The 23,350-nt window shown below is 39.8% G+C and carries 27 protein-coding genes, 1 tRNA gene and 1 CRISPR repeat array; of the genes, 13 read left to right on the top strand and 15 right to left on the bottom strand.

Annotation, left to right across the window (positions count from 1 at the left end; all coding sequences use genetic code 11):
* Positions 1 to 100: 100 nt before the first annotated feature.
* The 13 genes from CIK98_RS06720 to CIK98_RS06650 all read right to left on the bottom strand — a co-directional run bounded on the left by CIK98_RS06720 (position 101) and on the right by CIK98_RS06650 (position 12,871).
* Positions 101 to 496, bottom strand: coding sequence for a DUF1810 family protein (locus tag CIK98_RS06720; protein ID WP_094383489.1), 396 nt, complete (start codon positions 494 to 496; stop codon positions 101 to 103).
* A gap of 9 nt (positions 497 to 505) precedes the next feature.
* Positions 506 to 1,366, bottom strand: a complete 861-nt coding sequence (locus tag CIK98_RS18670; RefSeq protein ID WP_253249659.1) for a DUF1810 family protein — start codon at positions 1,364 to 1,366, stop codon at positions 506 to 508.
* A 352-nt stretch (positions 1,367 to 1,718) separates the two neighbouring features.
* The gene (locus CIK98_RS06705; protein WP_253249658.1) at positions 1,719 to 2,897 is read right to left on the bottom strand and encodes a penicillin-binding transpeptidase domain-containing protein; all 1,179 of its coding nucleotides are present in this window, start codon (positions 2,895 to 2,897) and stop codon (positions 1,719 to 1,721) included.
* Entirely contained in the window at positions 2,894 to 3,271 is a 378-nt protein-coding gene (locus CIK98_RS06700) for a LytTR family DNA-binding domain-containing protein (protein WP_094383528.1), read from the bottom strand. Before CIK98_RS06700 ends, CIK98_RS06705 begins: the two co-directional genes overlap by 4 nt.
* 188 nt (positions 3,272 to 3,459) lie before the next feature.
* A complete protein-coding gene (locus CIK98_RS06695; protein ID WP_141210450.1) occupies positions 3,460 to 4,284 on the bottom strand; it encodes a hypothetical protein in 825 nt (274 codons plus the stop codon).
* Positions 4,285 to 4,910: 626 nt separating this feature from the next.
* Positions 4,911 to 5,210: a hypothetical protein gene (locus CIK98_RS06685; RefSeq protein ID WP_094383485.1), complete on the bottom strand. Its 300-nt coding sequence runs from the start codon at positions 5,208 to 5,210 to the stop codon at positions 4,911 to 4,913.
* A 31-nt stretch (positions 5,211 to 5,241) separates the two neighbouring features.
* Positions 5,242 to 5,625: a hypothetical protein gene (locus tag CIK98_RS06680; RefSeq protein ID WP_141210449.1), complete on the bottom strand. Its 384-nt coding sequence runs from the start codon at positions 5,623 to 5,625 to the stop codon at positions 5,242 to 5,244.
* Between the two features lie 440 nt (positions 5,626 to 6,065).
* A complete protein-coding gene (locus CIK98_RS06675) occupies positions 6,066 to 6,416 on the bottom strand; it encodes a hypothetical protein (RefSeq protein WP_141210448.1) in 351 nt (116 codons plus the stop codon).
* Positions 6,417 to 6,470: 54 nt separating this feature from the next.
* Positions 6,471 to 7,484 (bottom strand): DUF3871 family protein, encoded by a 1,014-nt coding sequence (locus CIK98_RS06670; protein ID WP_094383527.1) that lies wholly within the window; start codon positions 7,482 to 7,484, stop codon positions 6,471 to 6,473.
* Positions 7,485 to 7,960: 476 nt separating this feature from the next.
* On the bottom strand, positions 7,961 to 9,697 hold the full coding sequence (locus CIK98_RS06665) for a hypothetical protein (RefSeq protein WP_094383482.1): 1,737 nt from the start codon (positions 9,695 to 9,697) through the stop codon (positions 7,961 to 7,963).
* Positions 9,694 to 10,482: a hypothetical protein gene (locus CIK98_RS18500; protein ID WP_216358960.1), complete on the bottom strand. Its 789-nt coding sequence runs from the start codon at positions 10,480 to 10,482 to the stop codon at positions 9,694 to 9,696. The genes CIK98_RS06665 and CIK98_RS18500 overlap by 4 nt, the downstream gene beginning before the upstream one ends.
* A 194-nt stretch (positions 10,483 to 10,676) precedes the next feature.
* Entirely contained in the window at positions 10,677 to 11,525 is an 849-nt protein-coding gene (locus CIK98_RS06655; RefSeq protein WP_094383481.1) for a hypothetical protein, read from the bottom strand.
* Positions 11,526 to 11,599: 74 nt separating this feature from the next.
* Positions 11,600 to 12,871: a phage integrase SAM-like domain-containing protein gene (locus CIK98_RS06650; protein ID WP_094383526.1), complete on the bottom strand. Its 1,272-nt coding sequence runs from the start codon at positions 12,869 to 12,871 to the stop codon at positions 11,600 to 11,602.
* Between the two features lie 461 nt (positions 12,872 to 13,332).
* Between CIK98_RS06650 and CIK98_RS06645 the strand changes: the two genes are divergently transcribed.
* Positions 13,333 to 14,265 carry a winged helix-turn-helix domain-containing protein gene (locus CIK98_RS06645; RefSeq protein ID WP_141210447.1) on the top strand — a complete coding sequence of 311 codons (933 nt, stop codon included), beginning with the start codon at positions 13,333 to 13,335 and terminating at the stop codon, positions 14,263 to 14,265.
* Between the two features lie 246 nt (positions 14,266 to 14,511).
* Positions 14,512 to 15,054, top strand: coding sequence for an RNase H family protein (locus CIK98_RS06640; protein ID WP_094383479.1), 543 nt, complete (start codon positions 14,512 to 14,514; stop codon positions 15,052 to 15,054).
* Here the strand turns inward: CIK98_RS06640 and CIK98_RS06635 are convergent.
* Both CIK98_RS06635 and CIK98_RS06630 read right to left on the bottom strand, forming a co-directional pair.
* Positions 15,048 to 15,527 (bottom strand): hypothetical protein, encoded by a 480-nt coding sequence (locus CIK98_RS06635; RefSeq protein ID WP_094383478.1) that lies wholly within the window; start codon positions 15,525 to 15,527, stop codon positions 15,048 to 15,050. The two genes, CIK98_RS06640 and CIK98_RS06635, sit on opposite strands and share 7 nt — an antisense overlap.
* 4 nt (positions 15,528 to 15,531) lie before the next feature.
* Positions 15,532 to 16,215 carry a S24 family peptidase gene (locus tag CIK98_RS06630; RefSeq protein ID WP_094383477.1) on the bottom strand — a complete coding sequence of 228 codons (684 nt, stop codon included), beginning with the start codon at positions 16,213 to 16,215 and terminating at the stop codon, positions 15,532 to 15,534.
* 259 nt (positions 16,216 to 16,474) lie between these two features.
* Between CIK98_RS06630 and CIK98_RS06625 the strand changes: the two genes are divergently transcribed.
* The 11 genes from CIK98_RS06625 to CIK98_RS06575 all read left to right on the top strand — a co-directional run bounded on the left by CIK98_RS06625 (position 16,475) and on the right by CIK98_RS06575 (position 23,342).
* Complete coding sequence (locus tag CIK98_RS06625) at positions 16,475 to 16,711, top strand: hypothetical protein (protein ID WP_094383476.1); 237 nt, start codon at positions 16,475 to 16,477, stop codon at positions 16,709 to 16,711.
* Positions 16,712 to 17,181: 470 nt separating this feature from the next.
* Complete coding sequence (locus CIK98_RS06620; RefSeq protein WP_141210446.1) at positions 17,182 to 17,517, top strand: hypothetical protein; 336 nt, start codon at positions 17,182 to 17,184, stop codon at positions 17,515 to 17,517.
* A 46-nt stretch (positions 17,518 to 17,563) separates the two neighbouring features.
* Positions 17,564 to 17,651, top strand: a tRNA-Ser gene (locus CIK98_RS06615).
* 13 nt (positions 17,652 to 17,664) lie between these two features.
* Positions 17,665 to 18,075 (top strand): RusA family crossover junction endodeoxyribonuclease, encoded by a 411-nt coding sequence (locus tag CIK98_RS06610; RefSeq protein ID WP_094383474.1) that lies wholly within the window; start codon positions 17,665 to 17,667, stop codon positions 18,073 to 18,075.
* Positions 18,076 to 18,131: 56 nt separating this feature from the next.
* Positions 18,132 to 19,094: a DNA-directed RNA polymerase subunit alpha C-terminal domain-containing protein gene (locus tag CIK98_RS06605; protein ID WP_094383473.1), complete on the top strand. Its 963-nt coding sequence runs from the start codon at positions 18,132 to 18,134 to the stop codon at positions 19,092 to 19,094.
* Entirely contained in the window at positions 19,084 to 19,290 is a 207-nt protein-coding gene (locus CIK98_RS06600; protein ID WP_141210445.1) for a hypothetical protein, read from the top strand. Before CIK98_RS06605 ends, CIK98_RS06600 begins: the two co-directional genes overlap by 11 nt.
* Before the next feature lie 3 nt (positions 19,291 to 19,293).
* On the top strand, positions 19,294 to 19,512 hold the full coding sequence (locus CIK98_RS06595; RefSeq protein WP_094383471.1) for a hypothetical protein: 219 nt from the start codon (positions 19,294 to 19,296) through the stop codon (positions 19,510 to 19,512).
* Between the two features lie 420 nt (positions 19,513 to 19,932).
* Positions 19,933 to 21,072 carry a hypothetical protein gene (locus CIK98_RS06590; RefSeq protein WP_094383470.1) on the top strand — a complete coding sequence of 380 codons (1,140 nt, stop codon included), beginning with the start codon at positions 19,933 to 19,935 and terminating at the stop codon, positions 21,070 to 21,072.
* A 102-nt stretch (positions 21,073 to 21,174) separates the two neighbouring features.
* A CRISPR array of direct repeats spans positions 21,175 to 21,408; the repeat unit is 36 nt; unit sequence GGTGTAGTTACCCTTAAAAATTGGGGTAGATGCAGC.
* Between the two features lie 23 nt (positions 21,409 to 21,431).
* Positions 21,432 to 21,998, top strand: coding sequence for an ERF family protein (locus tag CIK98_RS06585; protein ID WP_094383469.1), 567 nt, complete (start codon positions 21,432 to 21,434; stop codon positions 21,996 to 21,998).
* Positions 21,985 to 22,908, top strand: a complete 924-nt coding sequence (locus tag CIK98_RS06580) for a hypothetical protein (RefSeq protein WP_094383468.1) — start codon at positions 21,985 to 21,987, stop codon at positions 22,906 to 22,908. Before CIK98_RS06585 ends, CIK98_RS06580 begins: the two co-directional genes overlap by 14 nt.
* The gene (locus CIK98_RS06575) at positions 22,908 to 23,342 is read left to right on the top strand and encodes a DUF1367 family protein (protein WP_253249657.1); all 435 of its coding nucleotides are present in this window, start codon (positions 22,908 to 22,910) and stop codon (positions 23,340 to 23,342) included. Before CIK98_RS06580 ends, CIK98_RS06575 begins: the two co-directional genes overlap by 1 nt.
* Positions 23,343 to 23,350: the final 8 nt, after the last annotated feature.

The raw sequence follows: 23,350 nt of genomic DNA, 5'->3' as shown, positions 1-23,350 counted from the left end.
GTACTGAAGTGAACCGATGTACCTATCCCTAAGACCCTCATAATCAGGCAGAACGACAAACCATCTGCCATCTTCCCTTTTCTCAAATGTTAACTCCATATTACCAATGATATTTTCTAATAAGTTGCTTAAAAACAGGCTCGTCCGTTATAGAAGCAAAGAGTAAGGCGCAAGTACGAATTTTCAGCACACCTAATTTACTAAAGACTTCATATACGGGTTTGTCGCTATCCAATAGAACTTGAAAAGCTCTGATTAGTCTTTCTCTGAGGATTGGATGCTCAATGTAAGCTTTTGCCTCTTCACGACTGTTGAGGCCATAGAAGTCTGTGAGTTTACTTGTACCAGACCTTTTCAACTGAGGATATACATACCTTACCCAACATTCAAAATCGGGCTTCCCTTCTTGGATTTCAATCAGGGCTTGTTCATACAAGGTGTTACCATGAATGGTTTTCCCCTCTTGTGCTGTAATGAATCTTTGTAAATCTTCCATATAATAATACTACCAACGATATTTGCTCTTTATTTGTTTAAACACGGGAATACCCGAAACAGAGGCGAATAATAAGATACACGACCTAACTTTAATTACATCGTCGCCAAAGATTTCGTATATGCTGTATTTGTTATCTAACACCGCCTCGCATATTTCAACCAAGTGTTTTCTTAAAGTGGGATGGTTTATATACTGAAAAGCTTCTAACCTTCCGTTTATTCCGTAGAATAATGCAGGGCGACTATGCGTTCCCTTGATACCAGCCATCTGAGGAAATATATACCATATCCAGTGAGTGACTTTTCCACCTGCTTTAACCTCCTTCAAGGCTTGTTCATAAGAACTTACTACGTCACCTTCATTTACGCCACGCCCTGCTCCTTCATGTGCATTTAGGAATCTCTTTAGGTTAGAGCATCTATTGTTGACAATGGATTCGATATAACCATCATCTTCACCAAATAGACAATCAAGTTTACTCATTAGCTGCTGTGCTTCCATACAACCCAGTAATGCGAACTCAATGAGGCTTGAACGTAACAATCTTAATTCTTTTCCATTAAATACATCTGCTGACAATTTAGCATTTATCAAAGCTCTACAATTTGGGCGAAAGATTTTATCCATAAACTCTGGATCTATGCTTAAAGCCATAAAACCATAACGAGTTAGGATTGGGTAATCTTTTTCTGCCCCCACAGTTCCCTCATAGACAGGAAAGTATCTCAGCATTTCAGATAATGGGCGCAGATTGTCATACGAAACGTTCTCTGACAACAAATCTTGCTTATATGTTTCGAGTAATTGTATATCATGCTCCGTCTTGGGATACCTGTTATACACAAAATCCTTGTCTATCTGATTCATCGTAATAATCTTATTGGTGTTCTACAAATAAAATACAAATACCATGCCATGAATATCTTATCAATATGGCTTTACTTCATATAAATCTTCTGGCACAATTATACTCCCAATTAAGCAACTATAAACCGTTGCTTTATATGCAAAGCATAGATGATGGAATGCTGGTCTTGTAGCACACGACCTATGCCACCAAAATTCATCTGGAGTTTCACCTGTTTCTTTATCTTTAAATTGTTCCGTTATATAATCACCGAGGTCACGCGCAAAGTCATTACTCCAAAGGATAACCTCATTACAGAGCCTATCCGAGAAATTTCTAGCGTTAACAATCGTATCGTTTACCATACTAGTATTATTTATTCAACATTCCATTATCGATCATCCATTCAACAATATTGTGGAAAGCATCGCCAGCCATGCCGCCACCGCTTGCGGGAAGTCCTATTTTGTTCAGGCTCACAATCATGCTGTATTTAGGCTTATTGGCAGGGAAGAAGCCACAAAATGCTACTTGATATTCGGAAACAGCATTGTCCCCTTCGTAATATTCATTAACCTGTGAAGTGCCTGTTTTTCCTGCCACTAATATTTTGGCAGAACCTGCTTTATGTCCCAATCCTTGACTAACCACATGTTCTAATGTCTGCTGCATAAGAGCAATATTCTCTTTTTTAGCAATCTGCTCATTGACTACCTCAGCAGTGCCTGGCACAAATGTTGGCTTCACCATCTTACCATTATTAGCGATAGCATTATAGAAAGTCAGCATCTGGATTGGGGCGATTTTCCTATTGTAGCCTATCGCACTCCAGAGAATATCCTTATTCACCCAATCGGAATCTTTCGGGGAACTATAGACAGAAGGACGCAAACCTTTAATTCCTTCAATGCTATTTGGCTGTCCAAAACTCATAGAGTCAAGTTTGTTGAAATAATCCTGTTCGTGTCCTTTAAAAAGACTCCAAATCGTCTTACTGATTCCGATATTCGAGCTAACCCCTAATGCCCGATCCAATGTCACTCCACCATAACCGCCTCTACGCCAGTTATGATCCTTCATTATCCGATCATCATCTATCTGCCACACACCATTACCAGTATCTACAACATCTGATAGATGAGCTTTCCCCGATTCTAATCCTACTAATAATGATACTGTCATAGTTAATGCTCCTAATTCCTGTTGATAGGCAAAGTTCTGGCATGGTTGGAACTTACCTTCAAAGTTACGTTCACGACCAGCCATAGCAAGTATTTCTCCTGTTTGAACATTCATAATAATCACCTGACCTTGCAAACCGTTAATCTCTGTTAGCTTGTCATTCAAAAGAGAGTCTGCGGCATGTTGCAATGCTGGGGAAATTGTTGATCCTTCTTGCGACATCGGTAATGTGTTGCCAGTAGAGCTACACCTATTGTAGATAAGATAGCAGACAATAGTAAGTACCACACAAGCGATAGCTACTATCCATTTCCAATTATTGCTTTTTCTATTCTCAGTTCCGAGTACCTGTAATTCGTCATTATTCATAACTTGCCCTCCTTTTCCGATTCAATCAGGGTTTTCAATTGTTTAAGAGCCTCCTTTGAAGCCTGTAAAGTAAAAGCCAGATTCACTTCCATGTTCGACATTACTAACTGTTGTTTGTTGACATTAATCTTAAAGATGTACGCACGATTAACAATCAGCGACTTACCAATTCGGATAAATGTCATTGCCTCCTTACCGATTTGATCCTCAATCATCTGCTGACAATGGGCCAGGTTCATTGTGAACACATGCTCCGTCTTATCATGCAGCACCATCGTAGAGTAGTTACCATCTGACTCCACGTAAACGATTCTCTCAGGTCTTACCCTGACAAGCTCGTTGGCATTCGATATGATTAGTACTTTGTTGCTCACTATCTGAATTTTTCGGCAAATATAATGGATTTGGTTCAAATATCAAAGATTATTGGGCTCAATTTGTACATAACATGCGTTTGATTGTATGAAATTGAGGCTGGTCATAATCAAAGCCTACCCTAATTGGCGAATTCCATTCACAACAGAATACCCCAATCTTCGGATTTTTACAAATCATCTATAAACTATCTATCAGTCCATTGAGGAATTACGCCCCCATTTAGTTTGCGTCCAAGTTCGTCACACAAGTCTAAAAAAGATTGTCTGCGCCTCATAGCCTCTTCTCGTAATTGAGGTGACTCTTCTCCTTCCACATAATTGTATTTACCATCTAATGCTCTCAATTTTGCTCGTACTTCATTTCGTACGTCGTCAATTTGCTCAATGGTAATATCGTCCCAATTAATATAGAAATATGCTTTCATAAAGATACTTATCACTTCTTCAACGTATTGATCAGATTCAGACAATTGGTTATTATTGTTTGGAGCAACATTTTCATTCTGATTTGAAATTGCAGTAGGTTCTGATTCTTCTTGATATTGTGATGTAGATGCCTTATTTCCGCAGTTAATTCTTATAGTATTTGTTGGTCTGCACCTTTCATCTATCTTACTGGTAAATTCTCTTGAGAAATAATAACTACTCTCATATCTTTTCATTTCATCAGTATTAAGAGTGCAAATCTTTCCTTTATCAGAGTATTCTGTTTCACCGTACTTGTTTTTATATTTTGTTTTCAGATAAACATCATAATTCCCACTTTTGAAGAAACCGCTGATACCGTGAAATTCGTTATAGACAGCTTCTGCTACCTCATTTAATGATATGCTCCCATATGACACTTCGTTAATTCCTGAAATGCCAACTGTTCGAGAAGGGATTTCAATGATTATACTATTCCCATTTGTTTTTACGCTGTATTCACTATCACCACATGAAGTAAGAAACAGTATGCACATAGTAGACAATATTGTCACTAAATTCCGATTAATCCTTGACTTTCTCATAAATCTATAAGTTTTTAGTTAATAAACAGCTTCTGCCAATTGTATTTGGCCGTCGAAAACAATAACATAATACGATTTCCCCTGATATTGGTGAATAGGTCTGTCGCTAATATTAAATTCTACATGATGGTTTGTCAAATAGAAATTATGGAATCTTTCACTACCTCCAGAATTTGTAAGCCGAATAGGACCCTGATATTTCACAGCCCACGTTTTTGTTCCCTTATTCGTGTTTTTAACTTCGATTACACTACTGGTTATAGTAAGGGGATTGTATATTGAACGAAAGACCATTTTGCCTTTATTCTTTTCTACAATATATCGACTTATATATCTACCAAAAGATCTTTTGGAACTGTTAGAACTGTTGGTGTTGTATGAAGAACTGCTTCTACTTGTTGATGTTGTTTTTGATCCATCAGAATAATACCATTGAACTTTAGGGATTGGCGATGAACTTGATGAATTTGATGATGACTTTTTAGGAGTGTCATCAATTATCACGGGTTTCCAATCACTATTACCAGAGTACTGCGGCGTCGTAGTGGTAGACTGAGAAAAGCCTTTTAATACGCATAAACACATTAGGAGTAATAATATAAATCGTTTTTTCATAATTGACTATTTTAATTTGAACATTGACCTGCGATACCAAGAAACATTAATAAACAAAATAACAAAAAAGCTATAACTCCACAACCTCCCAAACCAGAATCTTCTGAAGTCCCGTGTTTCTTTTCATAATTGCGTAAAATCGGTATATAAATAAATAATCCGCCCAAGAACGCAATAACCACAAATACGCAAACTAAATAGAAAGTAGGTGTGACTCCATTTTCATCTGCCACCCAATTCTTTGAAAAGAGAGTTTGCGAATAAAAAATTAACAAACTCAATAACATAAGATATTTTTTTATATTACTCATTTGTGAAATAGTTATGAAGTATGTCAGTTTATTATTTCGTCCAATCAACAAAGGCACCTACATATTGATAGTTACTGCCCATAGTAACTCGCCTCTTTTGGATAGTAGAAGAACCGCTTGGTATATTTACATCAAAAACAATAGTTTCATATTTGTATTGATTAGTATCGAACATGTCATACTTGCGAGACAAATCTTTCTTCTTAATAGTTACTGCAACCTTAGTAATTGTCTTAGAGGAATTATTAGTAAACTTAGCACCAAAGGTTTGTGTAGATTCATTATATGCACAACTGAGTCCAACAGAAGCTTTTGTGTTCCCGATTTGCATGCTCTCGTTAAACATACTGATTCCTTTTGTTGATGAAATACCCATCAACAAAAGCAACAATATAAGTAAACAGAATCTCTTCATATTGTCCTTTTTATGCTCTCAGTTCCCAAGATGAAAGCGAATTAAAGTTAAAGAGTGTGGGACTATTGACACTACAGTACTAAGGTTCTGGACTACCTGCTACTTGATAATAGACAAAAGCCCACACCTTTTAGATATACCATTCCCATACGGGTACAATAATCCATACAGTGTGAGCATATTGTATTTATCCCAAGTAGCCGAAATTGTCCAGATTTCAGTAAAGGATAAGCAACAATCGCTCTTTTTTTAATAAGTTTGAGCCATTAAAACGCGCCCTAACTCTACGGAGCACTTGAAACTCGCCGCTAATATACGAAAAGAAATCCACATTTAGCACAAAACCTACAAATTATTAGCAATTTTTAATAAAATTGGTTCTGGATCGAAGCAAAACAGTATAAAGTAGAGCACCATTACTGATGCCCTACCAAACACTGTTAACTATAAACTCTCCATAGTTCCAATTTGTCACCAGCAACAAACCAACCTTTGTTTTTGATGTACCAAATTTCTTCTATTCCGTAAGAGTTTGGCTTAACCTCATACTTCACGGAATTGTAAGCATACCACGGTTGTTGAACTGTTTTAATCATTTCTTTGTCATAATCTACTTCTTTGGCTCTTAACGTCACATATATGACTTTTAAACCATATTGTATCTTATGAGTCTCCCAACCGCTATAATTTGGGCTTGTATTATTGATAAGGTAGAAATATGGATTTAAGAAAACCTCGATAGCCTCAATAAAACAACCTTTTGAACACCATTTAAAACTCATTGTTTGCATAATCTTTCAATTTAAAAGGGGAACACCTCATTTCTGAGATATTCCCCAAGTTAATTAATCAATGAACCATTTATAACGCTCTTCTCCGTGTAGTGCTCTGTTAATACCCATTGCAATTTCTGAAGCATTAAGTGAGCGGTCTAAGAACATATCAATATATGAGGATTTATTTGCACCTGTAAGAAGGTTGTAGAAGTTCCACATATTTATATCTGTTCCATAGCTCCCAAAGTCTTCATCTGAAATGTAGGACTTTGCCACGTTGTTAATCTGTGTATCAGTAATTAATAAACGTGGTATGTTCCTTTGCAGTCTCATGGGTAGATACTGATAAAGACGCATACGACCAAGAATCTGGCAAAATTGATGCTCCGAAAGTGAAGAGTTGCACAGTTGCTGCATCAAATGGATTTGTTTTGCAGGGTTGAACATGCTAAACAGTTCCATAACTCTTTGATACAGTTCTCTTGTACTACTAACTCTTAACTCTCCTTTGTAGCCGTCAGTGAAAATACACATATTGCAACATACTGTATTTTTAAACCCGATAGCAACGCGGAATAATTCAGGCACTTTCTTGCTGTAAAGATTCTGCTGATTATATGCTCTTACACCAACAACAGAGAGGAAAAGTCGATTTCCGTTTATATCCTGATATATTGTGGGTATATCAACAGAGAATGCACAACGCTCAAAATACTGTGTTTTGTCAGTTTCTAAGAGTTGGTTTGCAGGTTTGTAGATAGCAGATGGAATACGACCCTTAATAATGTGTGATGCTCTGATAACAGGACTTTCCACCTCTTCACCTCTGAAAAAGTCCTTTGCAGCCTCTTCGACTGTTCGGATAAACAGAGGGTGTGAAATGGTTAATTCGTTATCTTTAGCAAATACAGGGGTAATACAGTCGTTTTGTAACTGTTCTAAAGTCACATCGACTGTGTTGGCTTCAATGAAGTGTTTTGTTCTTTTCAGGACATTCACCTCACTCACTGGCTCGATAATCTCAGCGTCTGAGAAATCGAATCTCTTACCGTTTAAAACGGTTGGCATTAAAACTTGTTCCATAAAAATGAAATTTGAAGTTAATAAAATGTGAATTAATAAGAATAGCCGTAACACTGTATTTTTAAAAAGCATTCTTTCCTATTCAATAATGGGCAGGGGACTTTGGGGGTTCTCTACCAGCTCACAGATCACTTTGTCAAATTTCAATTTAGGGATATGTCGATAGGGGGAGGGGCTTATATATACAAGTACCCGTACCCGCTTACTCGTCTCTCTTCCTTGATTTTTCAGATAGTCTGTATTGTCAGTTTTGAACAAAAAGAGTGTTTTTCATTGGTATTAGATGGTTGAGGCTTATTCCAGAGTACATACTATAAATAGCCAGATTTGAGAGGTCAATGTATGAGAAATCGGAAGTCTGGTTTTGACACGGTAGGGGTTGTATAGAGGCTTTCAGAGAGGTCAAAATGACATTTTAACATATTTACATACATGGGTATATATTGTATAGTAATTTCGGGTTTTGTCATTCCCTACTACACAACAGCCATAATAAGCCTATAGCCTCTACAATTCTCATTTCTCCAAACCTCGGCTTGGAAGTAGTCCTTAATCATACTGCCTTTAACCGTCCTCTCTGGGTGTATTTCAAGCATATCAAATATTCGGGTCAGTTCATCCTTTATATAGTCATTGGTATAGGTGTTGCCAACCTTGAATGAGTTTTTAATTAGTCTGATAGCCCTATTGCCCTTACGCTGTCTCAATATCAATTCCTCGTTTATTTGCTTCTGGTTATAGTTCAGTTCCTCTACACGTTCTTTTCCCAACACTTCAAAAGCCTCGACAATGAATGGGTCAATCTTACGTATCTTGTTGATAAAGTCAAAAGCGTTTTCAGAAAGAGGCTGTTCAAACTGACTTAGTATTTCTACCATCTTTTTCCTCTTGTCTCTTGTGGTACGGGCTGACATTATTGTTTCCATCTTTTCGTCATTCTCGTTGCTATTACACGTTTCAAAAGTTGGCGTAAAATAGTGGCACTTATTATACCAATCTTCCATTGTCTGCTCGGACTTATACCTGCCAATTACTAATACCTCGTTAACATCACAATCAATCCTAAACCAATTTTTAGTAAGGTCTGAGTACAGGTACTTACGGAATGGGTGAATATCTATTACTTGTCCGAAAGCCATACGATCGTTTTTGCTGTCAGCATTGTTATAATATCGTTGGAGGGTTCTGTAACCTACTTCTAAATCGTGTATTTCTTGCAATTTCTGTTCTTTACTCTTAGCACAGATTTCAGGATTTACCCTATAGATATGGGTGGCAGAATTTATGCCCTTACGGAAACGGCCACAAATTTGTATGCAGTCCGTATCAACATCGAGCATGGTGTATGGTGAAATGTACGGGTCAGTTATCATTAGTAAATCTGGTTTGTAATCTAACTCCAAATCAAACGCGGAAAAGAAACGACCTGTAAAAAAGTTGTACCGCTTCATGGTTTCAGCACTCCACTCCTTATAGGCATTAGTAAAGTCGTAGCCCTCTTTCAGTTTTGTTACACTTTTAGGCGCACAATATACGGTAGAGTCTTCCAACAACTTGAAATGCTTCATTATAGAATAGATTTGAGTTATTGAGTTGACAAAGAAACATACTGTTCCGTTCTGGTGGCTTTCTAGATATTCACCTATAGCCTTGGTTGTATTGTAGGCATTGATTACCGTTATCTCCTGTTGGTAGTCATAATCGGCACGAACTTCAAGAGTCTCGAATTTCTTCAAGCGTGGGTCACTGAATCCAAGTGGGGTTGCTGACACCATAGCCTTATTCTTGAATTTGAAAAAGTCTGCCATTGGTAAAACGATGAAGTTTCTGTAGTCCACATCTTTAACAAGTTGGTGGCACTCGTCCATTAGCAGAAAAAACTCGGAATAGATGTTTATATTACATTTCTCGCAGGCAACCTTAATTTTACCAAAACTTTCAGGAGTAGTCATTATTTTGTATCTGATATTCTCCTTTAAATAGGTGACTACTTCGCTCACTGTGACATCTTCATAAACGCCTTTAGGGTACGGTTCCTTCTTTTCCTTACTCTGAATAACAGGAACATTTGGCACAATAATAATGGAATTTCTATTAGTCTTTAGTTCCAAAGTGGTAGCGCCACAGCCAGGTACTCGTTTTGACAGGATGCAGTCAGTTGGAATCTCACTTAAAACGTTTGACAGGTATTGTCCTTTTTTCAGTGTAATCATAATCCCTTCTCAATTAAATAGTTCATAAATTCATCGTTTCTCCTTATGCTGAAATACAGCTTGCCATAGCGGTAGAAAGCACATATCTCAATATATGCCTCAGTCTCTCTTAAAAAAGGAACACGGGCGATATTACTGCCTCGTTCTATCAGTTCTTTAACTCGGCTCTCGCAGTCAATGTCTGCAACCTTTAACGGGTCAACTCCGTAATCCTCATAGAACCCTGTTTCCAGATAATTAAGAATCCATTGCCAGCCGTTATCGTTGAGCTTGTATTTGAGCCGTGTTTTTCCGAAGCAACTTATTGAGATTTCTTCTTTCTTGACACAAATATCAAGGTGATTATGCTGTCTCATCAACTGTAATACTTGACGGTGTGCTAAGACATTTCGGGGTACATCATTATCTTGCTCATCATCACTTTCTTCTTCATCATCTGATACTTTACCGCTAATAGTAGGCTTCTGCTGTTTAGCCTTTGGTTTTGTCACCGTAGGATCATCATCGAATTGCTGCTGATCCTCATACTCTAATTGAGCTTCTTCATCTGCCTGATCCAACAAAGACTGCTCAATAAGCTGTTGCTCAATGTAAGCATCTATAACGGTTTGCTCTTCTGCTTGTTCAAGTAGAGCCTGTTCTTCCATCATGTCGATCATTTGTTGCTCCTGCTCCAAAGCAAGCAATTCTTCTTCATTGACATAATCATCAACATCGGTTTGTACTTCAAGGACAGCATCCATCATGCCCTCGTTTACATCTTCATTAAAAACATCTTTGTTCATTATTTTATTGTTTAAAAACTGCCCCATTCTTGACAGGCGGTGACATTACCTCAGCTGCTTTAGCTGCGGCAAATTTAATTCAGGATTTTGGAATAGAAGAAGAAAAAGAAGTATTGCTATGAGTAGAAATATAAAATAAAAAAGTATCTCCATAATTGAAGATACTGACAGTTAGCTATAAAGATATTCCAATATTAATAATGCCAAAACTTAAAGGGTTTGTACCTACTTAGGTAGCCCTTTAGCTGATTCTGCTTGTTGCCTTTCTCGTTAAGGTCTGTATATAGTTTCTTATCCTCACTAACTCTGAATACATAAATCATTCGGGAAATTAAGAGACTTTTGTCTTTTGAGGCATATATCCCTTTGATAGCTTCCAACGGTTTGACAAACGGACTTAGATACTCATTGAATAGGTATATATTAGTTCTTACCGATAAATCCACTTTCTCTAATTCACTTATACCATAACTATTGGAAGTGATGAGATCATCAGTGTCTTGTTGCTCTAAAAAACTCTCAATGGCTGCACCGATAAAAGTCAAAGTGTTAGCATCGTCTATAGTTATGGTTTTACCACCATTCACCTTAAATGTAAGCGTGGCGGGAACTTTAGAAACGAACTTGCGGCCTTGGAACTCTGGAGATAGTTTCTCAAACTCGGAGATAAGATTATGCAGCTTTTCCTTTGTCGAAGTGGAGAACACGAAAGCGGTCTTACATTCATAGTCCACTCTCCACTTGATAAACAGGCATAGATACCAAAACTTAGAGCTATCAAGTCCGAAAGCTCTCAGTGTATCTTGAATGTCTGGGCTTTCGTATAAGTCCATCCTTATACTTTGGGTATCTATCTTCCCATTGAGATAGTCACTCGCAAAACGGAACGGTTGTAGATGTGGCGTACTTTCATAACTCCCATCGGGGTTAATATCGGTTACGATTTCACCCATCATGTCCGATATTCTGGTGACATACTCAAATAGAGGCTCACTCTCGTAATAAGCCCATTCATCTTCATGTTTAGGTAGCTGCTTTATCATCTTGTTACTAAAATTTGCGGCTAAAGTACAAAAAATCTCCCACCTACACAAGAGTAAGCAGGAGATATTAGCAATTATTTACCAAAAACGTACTTCACGACCTTGGCATTAGCCTTATTTTCGTTCACGAAGTCACGTTCAATGTATATGTCGGTGACTCTCATGGATTCATCTATGTGGTTTAATGCTTCATGTACTACGTATTTATCTATGCCTACTTTATTAAGGGCAATGGTAGCCCATGAGTGACGGGCTGCATAATATTCAAGGTCTATTAGGTTCAGCTTGTCACCAATAGTTTTCAATCCTATGTTGATAGCCCGATTAAAATTCTTGTCTGTATTATATAATAGGTGAAACTTGAAAACCCGTTGTCCTGTTTTATCCCTGTACTTCTCGAATAGTGGCTTTAAAAATGGTGGTATGGTTACGACCATCTTTGCCTTGTCAAGTCTGCGGGCTGTCGTTTTGGTGCGATAGTAGGTTATAGTATCATCTTTGAACTCCGTACAGTTGAATAAGTCTGCTGAGTTCATTCCGATTAGACAGAACGATAGAATGAAGCAGTCTTTTGCCAGATTAACAATGCTTTCTCTTTTTAGAGTGCCGTCCTTTTTACGCTCATAAGGGTACTGCCAGATGCTTCTTATTTGTTCTGCGGTAATAGCTCTTTTACGTGTCGCCTGTTGTTTCGGGACTACCACATATTCAAATGGTGAGTTTGTAATGCGGATTATGTTGCGGTCATAATCATTGTATTTCTTCTTCGCTTCATTAAATAGATGGCGCAGGCTTCCTAAATAGAGTGACACACTACGGTTTGTTGGGACTCGTTTTCCAGACTTAGCCAGTACATCTGCCCTTAGTCTGCTTTGTCTTTTTAAATAATCCATGAAACCATTTAGTAGTGAAGCTGTAAGTTTTGAGGCTTCAAGATGGTCTGTACCTAAAAAAGTAATAAATGCATTTACGGCGGACTGATAGTTTTTCTTCCCTTTAATAGTTGTTGTGGTAATCCACCACTGACAAAACAGAATAAAGTCAACAGGCTTCTTTCGTTCTTCGTCTGCGTTCAGCATTTCCATGATTTCATCCAGCGTGTAGTTGTTGACATCAACCTGTAGTTGGTCACACTTGTTCCTGTAACTTTCTACAAGTTTGTCAACCTTCCGTTTGATGTCTGTACCTTCTTTAAAAGTTAGTGATTTTGTCAGCTCGTCAGCACTCACAAATAGGCTCGTAGATAGCCTTTTTACCTTTCTTTTGTAGGTAAAACTAAGCTTAACATTGTACTTGCGGTCAACACGCATACCATCCTTTTTAACCATTGCTTTGATTGTCAACATGTTACACTTCATTTTAGCGGTAAACAATAGGTAAACAATCAATGGATTTTAGCCTATTTTTGAGGTTTTGGGGTGCTGATTATGTCAAATTCTGACAAAACAAAAAAGCTTGTAAGTATTTGACCTACAAGCCTTTATCTTGGGTGCCCGGTGGGACTCGAACCCACGACATTCAGAACCACAATCTGCATGTCAGATATAGTTATGTTATTGATAATCAATATTTTATATATTTGTTCTGTAAAATTTGCGCCGATTTTGCGCTGATAAGCGTCAGAGCAAATGTTAAAATGAAGAGAGAGGAATTTTGCCCATTCGGAGAAAAGATATATCTTTGCATCGCAATTCCTCGAAGATTGCGGAATATTAATCAAGGATGTTTTTACCATAGGGTACAAAATATTTTGAAGCTCCAATGCCATTTCGAGGGTGGTGTTGGGGCTTTGTTTTTCTATATGACAATGGTTACATATAAAGTCAAAATACAGCATTTCACTGACTTCATAGACCGTTTCGGGGATTATGAAGCCTATGCTCTTTATGTTGCCATTCGTTGTAACTTCCGTAACAACAAACTCTTTAAGCCAACCCCATCTAAGGTTATGAAGTTTCTTGGAGTAAGTCACGCAAGGGCGAAGAGACTCCTTGAAAAAGCTTCCTTGATGGAAGGGGTATTCCATTTCGCAAAGGATGGAGGGCTTGTTGCCCTGGCAGACAAGGGAGGCTATACGGGAGAAAAGAAAAATGGAGAAAAGTATTTCATGGACTTCGTTTACATGTTGTCCGTGAATCAGAAGATAGAACACAATGGAGAATGGAAGGTCAAATCCTGTAAGCTTTCCGATATTACTAAAGTCCTCAAAAGGCTTTACGTGAGGCATTATCTCAGCGGTCGCACATTGGTACGTATTAAGGCATCTGCCGAGGGTGGTTCCGAAAACGGAGCTATCCAAGGTGGCCTGTTTGAGAAACATGTGGAACGCAGGATAACGCTTAAGCATATTGCCCAGAGGTGTGGACTTAGTAAGTCTGATTGCGCAAGGATTATTGACGAACTTGCATCCAAAGGCGAAATATTTAAGACCAAAAGGAATATCGTCCGCTACGGAGACTGGAAAGATACCGTGGGGAAGGAAACCAAAATCTTCAGAGATAAGCGAGGCTTCGCTTACGCGTGCCACGTCACGTCTTATGCCGTTAACGACTTCTCGTCCTTCGGCGGTCAGTGCTGGTTCTGGTTTAAGGGGCATCATAGGTATATCAGCAGAAAGAAAAGGAGTAGCCGTACAGCCAATGCGTTGGCATCGTGTTCTAGCGATGTCGCTTCCTATTTCAACATGCTTGATGGTTACGAGAGCCAAACTTCTCGTAAAGTCTACAAGAGAATATGCTGATTTTATTTTTTTTGCCTTCTTTTTCATTTTGGGAACTATATACTTATTGGCATCAATACGTACGTAAATCGTGCGTGTTTGTACAGGTGAGTATGTGAGTAAATATTATATTGCGGGTTTATATTAATTTAATCACGAGTTTATTTCTTGTGAATTAATTCTCTTGGTTAATTAACGTAACATGCGTGCAAGGGTTCTTATTTTTAACATTTGTGACATAATATTGACATTTTAACAATTTAACCTATGGAAGAGATAAGATGTGATTTCAACTATGTTGAAAACTTGGCATCACTTACCAAGAAACTGGATGCCAAATTCGACGTGAATGAGGCAAGGTCGCAAGGCTTGTTCTTTCAGTGTTACACTGACGGAAGCTGTGATAATCTTAGAGACCCACATATAGGAGGTTCTGCCTATGTTATACTATACAACGGTAACGTATTCAAGGAGATGTCTGCGAGCTTCCTTCACACGACAAGCAACAGAATGGAACTCCTTGCTATTATTAGCGCCGTTAACAGTTGCCCGATCGGTTCATACGTTGAGATTATATCAGACAGTAAATACGCCATTAATATGCTATCGCTGAAGACAGGTCATTCATGCAATGGCGACCTCTTCGACCAGTTCGTGAAATGTAGCGCCCATCTTGCCGGCATCAAGTTTACATGGATAAAGGGTCATAGTGGTAATGCTTACAACGAGCGGGCCGATCAATTGGCTTTCGGTGCGTATGTGACAAAGTGCAAAACTCTCGGCATACATGTGGAAACGCGCTATCATTGATTAAAGTACCCTTTGAGTTCATCAAGCGTCTTAACCTTCATGCTGAGCCATTTCATGTTTTCATAGAACATGAATCCTTTCGTTACTCCGTCTTGCACATAGATAGGGTAAGGTTTCCCCTCTGCGGCCTCTGGACTCATGAAGTATGAGTTTTGCGCTTCTTGTTTTGAGCCAGCGATTTTAAGTGCAAGTATCATTACGTCTTTAGAGTCGTGGCTTTGCGGCAAACTCCATGTAACCTTTTCCCCGTAAGGCAAGTCTCCCAGTCCGTACACCTCTCCGTTAGATGAGATAAGACAGATGTCATACAAGACACCCTGGTAGTTGTAGTTGCCGCCAGTACGCCCGATATTGTTGTATAGCGTTATTTTATATTCTGCGGTATTTTGTGGCACTTCTGTATCATCCTTACTGCAAGAGCAAAATAACGCTACTACTAGGATGAGAATGCCATAGATCTTAATCTTTCCCATATATCTACATTGTTTCGAATGAAATTTTCCATACCACCTTATATACATCAATGATATTATCTAAATAGATAGGGAATGGCTCGTACTGAGGATTGTCGGAAACGAGCCATATACAGTTGTTCTCCCGGTCGTACTTGTTGATACGCTTTATCATTCTTTCGTTGTCCCTCGTAATAATAAGGTATATACGATCAGGATTACAGCTCTCCAGTCCGTCGATATGAGAAACCCCCACGATGTCACCCTCCTTGACGGTAGGTTGCATAGAACACCCTATGACAGGGAAACTAAATTCCGCCGTTCTTGTGAACGGCAAGTTGAACGAGCTTGCGGTCGAAAACTCCTTGATGTCATTGTATTGCATTACAGAACCTCCTGTTACTGGCAGGTCAGCAAAGAATGGCACGCCGCTTGAACGTGATGGCTTTTCTTCGTGTCCTGCAAGTCTTAGCTCTTCATTTCCTTCGCCTCTTAGCCAATGAGAGTCGAAGATATTCCCAAAGGCATTATTAAAACGCAACAGGAAATCATCAGTGAGATACTTTTCGTTCCCGCCAAACGCACTATAGATGTTCGATGGCTTTTCGGACTTGTACCCCATTTTTACAGCTACGTCCTTTTTGTCCTTTACCATACCTTTCGAAAGAAGGTACGCATAAGCTTGGTTGATACGATACTTTCTATCCATATACGATACATTTTATGTCAAAGAACGTAAAAACCCCACCTTTTTGATAAACTTTTGTTAAAATATACGCTAATTTCTTGTAGAATACAATAAAGTGTTGTATCTTTGCACTCGTTAAGCAATCAAGCAAGACACAAAAAGTTTAGCAGGGTGACGGTTAGACCGCCCTCCGACTGATTAAGCACCACAAAGATAGTGGTTTTTCCGTTACCTTGCAAGTTTTGAGTATATATTTTAATGTTAATTAAGCAAACAAGCAATGACAGAAGAGAAAATAAGCATCAGAGACAAGATTAGGCTTATACCAGCCGGCAAGAGCAGAACGTTTCAGTGCAAGGACATGCTTGCAGTTCGTTCAATCCAGAGCGCCGTATCTCAGGTGTCGCAGCTCTACCCCAATCCGCTGATAGGCAAGTATACCACACAGGTTGACAGACAATCATTGTCAATCCTTGTTACGGCAGTTCCGAGTGGGGAGGTTGCGTATGAGAATTAAAAAGTTCTTCTCTCGCTACAACGAAGATATTGGACAGACTTTCCTTGTGGTGGTTTTATCATTCGTTGTTCTATACGTAGTCTTGATTCTTGCGGCTACGTTCTAACGGAGGCAGGCTATAGGCCTATGGGTTCGACACCCAGCCTTCCGACAAGTTAAATCGTTCATTGACAGACTTTCATACCATAGACCGTCCCAGCAGAGGGATAATATCGGTACTGCGAAATTGGGCAGCCGACGGTGAAGGCGTGGTGACAGTTCGTTTAAATGCGCGGCAAAGAGGATTGGCGTACCTCACGTTTCTGTCACGTGAAATTTCACACAATAGTGTTTAAATGCGCGGCAAAGAGGATTGGCGTACCTCACGCTTGAGTGTGTCGATTAGGATTTTGAATATTCAAACTATAATACCTGCATATAGCAAGGGTTAGAGTTACTTTCATATTTTTGATCTTTAGTTTTATACAGGTGTGGGTAGTTGGTTCTGCCCATACCTTCAATATAGCGAGGAGATGGAGATTAGTGTTGAAGAATTAAAAGGCATGATAGAGAGTTGTTGCGCTCTTGGTGCCGCCAAGATACAGAGCGTTCATTTCCCCGAAGAAGATAAGGCCAGCAAAAGCGAGGCCATAAGATTTCTCAGACGAAATGGCGTAAAATATCCAACCAAGGTGTTGAAGGATTTGGAGGATAGAGGCCTGATACATCGTCACAAAAGGGGAACACGAAACGAGAAGTTGAATTACTCGATATACGAATTGCAGAATGCTATTACTTGTATAAAGTTTAAGTCATTTATTTTTTAATATTTTTTCCTTGTCGGTTCGTGAGAATAGACAAGTTTTTTATAATGGAAGAATGGCAGAGATGGTCTAATGCACCTCACTAGAAATGAGGATGCCGAAAGGTATCGTAGGTTCGAATCCTACTTCTTCCCCCAAAAAATAGTATATATGGAAGAGAAAAAACAGTGCGTGGTATACGGACAAGTACCATCGAAAAGTAATCAATACAGGATAGTCACTATTAGCGGACATGGGTCTCTGGCGAAAACGGATGCCCTAGAGAATTACGAGAAAGCCTTTTATCAGCAATGCAATCTAAGAGACCGACGCATATCGGGTTTCTTTGAATTGTATATAGACGTTTATTTTCAGTCCAACCGTTCAGACCTTGACAACTCGTTAAAGGTAGTCCTGGATTGTTTGCAGACAATCCGTGCAATAAACAACGACCGCCAATGCACCTTAATATATGCGAGAAAGTTCATTGATAAGCACAATCCGAGGATAGAGTTTTCTATCAAGGAAGTTGTTGGTGTGACAAAATGCGACAGTAAGCAGCCAGAGTTTGAATTTAAGTAACTGTTTTCTTTCCTCTCCGCAGATATTTCTGTGGAGGGGTTTTTAACGAGAGTATTATGGGGGAAGATCATAGGTTTATATCACGTAAAGAGGCGGCAGAACGCTTGCACGTGGTTCCTCAGACGATTTCCAACTGGATTAACAAGGGCATCCTGAAGGCAATAAGGAACGGAAATAAACAGCTTGTGGACTCGTATCTGATAGACAAGTTGCTTGAGGATGACATCTCTACGAACGAGGCCTTGTATGAGTTAAGAAAGATGAAGAGGGAAAGGCGTGCGCTAATCACGGAACTTGAGGGCGAAATATCGTTATGGAAGTCGGCTAACAACCTTATTCCGAAAACAAGTGCGTCTAACATACTATGTAAGTCAATATCAAGTTTGTGTAAAGTTGCATTCTCGCATTCCTTTTTAGAAAAAAAAAGAGCCTTATATATAGAAACCTTAAGGCAAATCGCAGAAGGAGAATCGGTCGAATCTGTAGCAAACAACCTTGACGTTTCCGCACCTACTATAAAGGCTTATGCGGCCAGGGGAATAAAGGCTATATCTAAGTTGGAAAATTACGAAGACTTGATTACTGTACGTAACAATCTTCAAGACCGACTCGATGACCTTGAACATTTGTATGAAAAAGTATGTAGAGAGAGGGACGAATACAAGTGGAAATACGACTCTCTTGCAGGTGTATTCAAAGGCTCGAACAGAAACCAGGTTCCTACGGAAGAAGAATTGTATATATACGATATTCTTTCTAAGCCGGTATCGTTTTTGAATCTTACGGTCAGGTGCAATAACTGCTTTAATTCGAAGGACATAAGAACCGTATGGGATTTGGTTCTGGAAAACAAGGAGAGCTTGCTCCGTATAAGATGTATGGGAAAGAAATCCCTATACAATATAGTGGATGCTCTACAAGAATATAATCTTTCCTTGGGTATGGATAAAGAGTTTCTTGAAGATCTTGACCGTAGGGTAAGGCTATACAGGTTAGACAAGCTTAAGAATGTCAAATGAGATGGTTTACAATATCCTTGTAGAAATGCAGGAGGAGAGGGAGGCAGCTTGTATAGTGCCTCCATACGTACTGTTCCCTGATTTATGCAAGCGTTGCGGATTCAATGTCGAGCCGATGCTTGATGGTTATATAAACAATGGTGCAGTAATTCGCCATGAAACAATAAATAGTTATTCGTTAGAGGTAAAGAGGTAAATTATGAAGCAGTATGGTCTTGAAACGAAATTCAGCGGCATGGAGATGCCTGAGTACATCGCAATTCAGCTTGAAAAGATAGAGAAGTTAGAGGTTGAGAACGAAAAAGAAAAACTGAAGATAGCGTATCTAAAGCAGTTGAACAACCATTCCAGATTACGTCTTGATGCTGCAAAGCTTGAACTGAAGAAGTTGGAGTTTGAAAAGGAAAACAAACAATAAAAATAATATCGGGCTGGCTGCACAGCCTTTAGTTGAGGGGATTTTCCCACTCGATAACTACCTTAATAAATAGGTTTAAGCACTTTATGAACTAAGTGGTGTGTCTGCCTTGTTATTTGGGATAGATGCAGCTCGTAGTATGCCTTACGCCTAACTGAACGGTGTATCTGACCCATTAAACAAGGGTAGATGCGGCGGGGTAGGTTCTTTCATCATCAAGCCAAATGTGTGTCTGACCTAAGTATGGGTAGATGCAGCGACAATAATGTGGAGAGAGGAAAGGAAGATGCGTATCACCTTATTATATAGGTAGGTGCAGCTGTTGGAAAAGTGTATATTTCTGACTAAAAAGTGTTGGAAAAATGTCGTTTTCCCGATTATCCTTGTTTTCAAGTGTTGATATAATAAGAAAGGTGCAATATGATAATAACAAGAAGAATTGAGGTCTTTGTTTGCGAAAACGACAAAGGGCTTCGAAAGGAGTATTACGATAAGCTTTATGCTATCAGAGATATAGCTCGTGATGCAGCAAATGCGGCTACGAGCCACCTGTTTATGCTTGACAACTCCATTCCTTATCTTGACGATAAGAGCAAGGAGGCAATCAAGTTTGTCGGCGCAAAAGGAACGGAGGCAACGAAGCAAAATGCCGCATACTGCTTGATGAGCAAACTTTTCAAGGATAGTATGCCGGGCATAATGGATATGCTTTCCAACCTTGCTCAGATTGTCCGTAAGAATTATCAAGAGGACAGGAAACTGGGTATGTGGAACAGGTCGCTAAGAAGTTACAAGAGCAATCTTCCTATCCCATATCAGAAGAGGTCTTTTTTGAACTTCGGTTTCCGTGAATATACAGACGGAGAGGGCAAGCAGCAGAAAGGTTGCTTTTTCACTCTTGCAGGTATTCCATTTCAGATGAAGTTTGGTCGTGACAGAAGCGGTAATCGTCTGATTGTCGAGCGAGTTCTTTCTGGCGAGTACAAGATGGCAACGTCAAGTATCAAGGTTGACGGAAAGAAAGTCTATCTCCTGCTGTGCGTCGATATACCACAGAGCGAGGTGAAACTGACAAAGGGCAAGAAACTGTTTGCTTTCCTCGGTGTTCTTAATCCTATCGTATGCACTACCGATGTCAATGCCTACAAGGAATATGATAGTGGTATGAAGGTCTTTGAGATTGGCACAAAGGAAGAGTTCAACTACCGCCGCAGACAGATACAGGAAGCGGTCAAACGTTGCCAAATCAACAACAAGTATTCGGTCGGCGGCAAGGGCAGGAAGAAGAAATGCAAGGCTATCGACCGCTGGCATGACATGGAGAACAATTACGTAGATACCAAACTCCACACATACTCTAAATTGCTTGTTGACCTTGCGGTCAAGCACAAGTGCGACGAGATTGTCCTGATGAGGCAGATACACCGCGAGGACGAGGCAAAGGAACAGAACGAGAACGGAGATAATTTCGTCCTTCGCAACTGGACGTATTTCGGACTGAAAGAGAAGATTGCGTACAAGTGCAAGAAGTTCGGTATCAAAATTTCGGTAGAGAAATAAAAAAAAGATGTATTCGGGGCGGCTGTACGCCCTTGTGCTGAGGATTTTTTTCACTCGGCAACTACTCTAAACTATTGGGTATTAATACGTTACAAGTTGTGCGGTGTAGTTACCCTTAAAAATTGGGGTAGATGCAGCGCTATTTCTGATATGGTAGGGCAAACGAGGGGTGTAGTTACCCTTAAAAATTGGGGTAGATGCAGCTAAGTGTGCCTTGCACAATGCCAACTTATAGGTGTAGTTACCCTTAAAAATTGGGGTAGATGCAGCATAGGCTCACGGGTGAAAGCTGAGGTTGACGGTGCAGTTACCCTTAAAAATTAGGGTAGATGCAGCGTAGTAATAAAAAATAACAACAAATGAAAGAATTAAATATTATACAAACAAAGTTAAATGCTCCAAAGGATTTGAAGAATAACTTTGGAAATTATTTTTACAGGAGTTGCGAGAGTATTCTGAGGGCTTTAAAACCCTTGCTCGAAGAAACTAAATGTACGCTCACTATTACAGATGAGGTAGTACAGATTGGTGAACGTTTTTATGTTAAGGCTACGGCGACACTTAAAAACGAGTCTGGCGGAATTGAAACTGCATCAGCTTTTGCTCGTGAACCAATCAACAAAAAGGGAATGGACGATTCTCAGGTTACAGGTGCAACAAGCTCCTATGCACGAAAGTATGCACTCAACGGCTTGTTCGCTATCGACGATAGCCGTGACTCCGATACCACAAACGTAGGTGATCAAGCTTCGGGCGGCAAGGCTGATAACAAGACGCTTAGTGTCGCCATTAAGGAGTTAGGAAAGGCAAAAAATGAGGCAGAGCTGCAAGCGGCTTGGTTCAAGTACCCGCAGTTTGCAAATGAGCAAACTTTCATTGCCGCCTATCAAATGACTAACAACAAGTTTATCTATGGCAGCAAGTAAGAAAGAAATCAAGCTCGTGACCTCAGAGGTAGTATTCTTAGAGGACACGCACCAGTACTTCCTCGGCGAGAAGGAGTTGCAAGGAGTTACAAGTACACTCATCCCGAAGGCATACCCAGGAACGTATATGGGTATAGATCAAGAAACACTCGAAAACGCGGCCGCACGGGGAACATTTATGCACAAGGTTGTTGAGGGGTATCTTAATGACGGAACGTACTATGAAGGACTCCCCGAACTCGACAACTTTATTAAGGTAATAGAAGATAACAAACTAAGTTGTCTTGCCACTGAGTACATCGTGTCGGATAACGAAAACTTTGCATCTGCCATCGACCTCGTGATGCAGAACAAGAAGAAAGAGATATGTCTCGTTGACTTGAAGCGCACCTCAGAACTGCATTTCGAGGAAGTAGCCTTGCAGTTATCAATATACAAGCGTTGGTTTGAGAGGATGAACGCCGGCGTTAAGGTTGGTCATATCTACGTCCTTCGCCTTCGTGATAACGAGTGCGACTTTGTTGAGCTTCATCCTGTTTCAGACGATTTCTTAGATGCTCTGATTTCCGCTTATCTTAACGCACTGCCCTTCGTTCCTTCAGCGTACTATGGCGACCTACCGTCAGAGTTGGTGAAGGCTGAGAAGCAAATATCCTTGATGGTGGAGCAGCAAAAGGACATAGAGACAAGGATGTCAAAACTGAAAGAGGGATTGTATAGCCTTATGGAGCAGTACAACGTCAAGTCATGGAAGGGTAATAACGTAACGATAACAAGGGTTCTGCCCTCAGCCAGTGTATCGCTCGACTCGAAGGCAGTCAAAGAGAAGCACCCCGAAGTGTATCGAGAGTGTGTTAAAGAGGCAAAGCGCAAGGGTTCGTTGAAGATAACCGTCAAGGAGGATGAGTGATGAAGATGCGCCTCGTGTGTACGGCAAGCGGGTTAAAGCCTGAGACAGATGCCGATTATGATGTCAAGAAGCGGTTGAAGGTCGGAGAGACATACGAGGTGACAGTTCACCACGTCCGCAACCCGAAGTTCCACCGAAAGTATTTCGCTTTAATCAACTGCGCATGGGAATATCTTGGTGAGCAGTGGTGGGAGTTTTTTAACAACGACAAGGACGGTTTCAGAAAGACTGTGGAAGTTGCAGCTGGATATTACGAGCCAATGTGGTCGCCGATGCGCAACGAATGGTTACAAGTCCCAAAGAGCATAGCCTTTGACAAGATAGCTGAAGACGAATTTTCTCAGCTTTACGAAAGGGTCAAGGACGTGCTTTTCTCAATGTTTCTCGGTAATGTCAACAAAGACGAGTTCGAAGAACAATTAGTCAATTTTTAAATAAAAAC

This window comes from Prevotella sp. P2-180 (assembly GCF_002251435.1).
GTDB lineage: Bacteria > Bacteroidota > Bacteroidia > Bacteroidales > Bacteroidaceae > Prevotella.
This window is presented reverse-complemented; position numbering and strand designations above follow the sequence as displayed.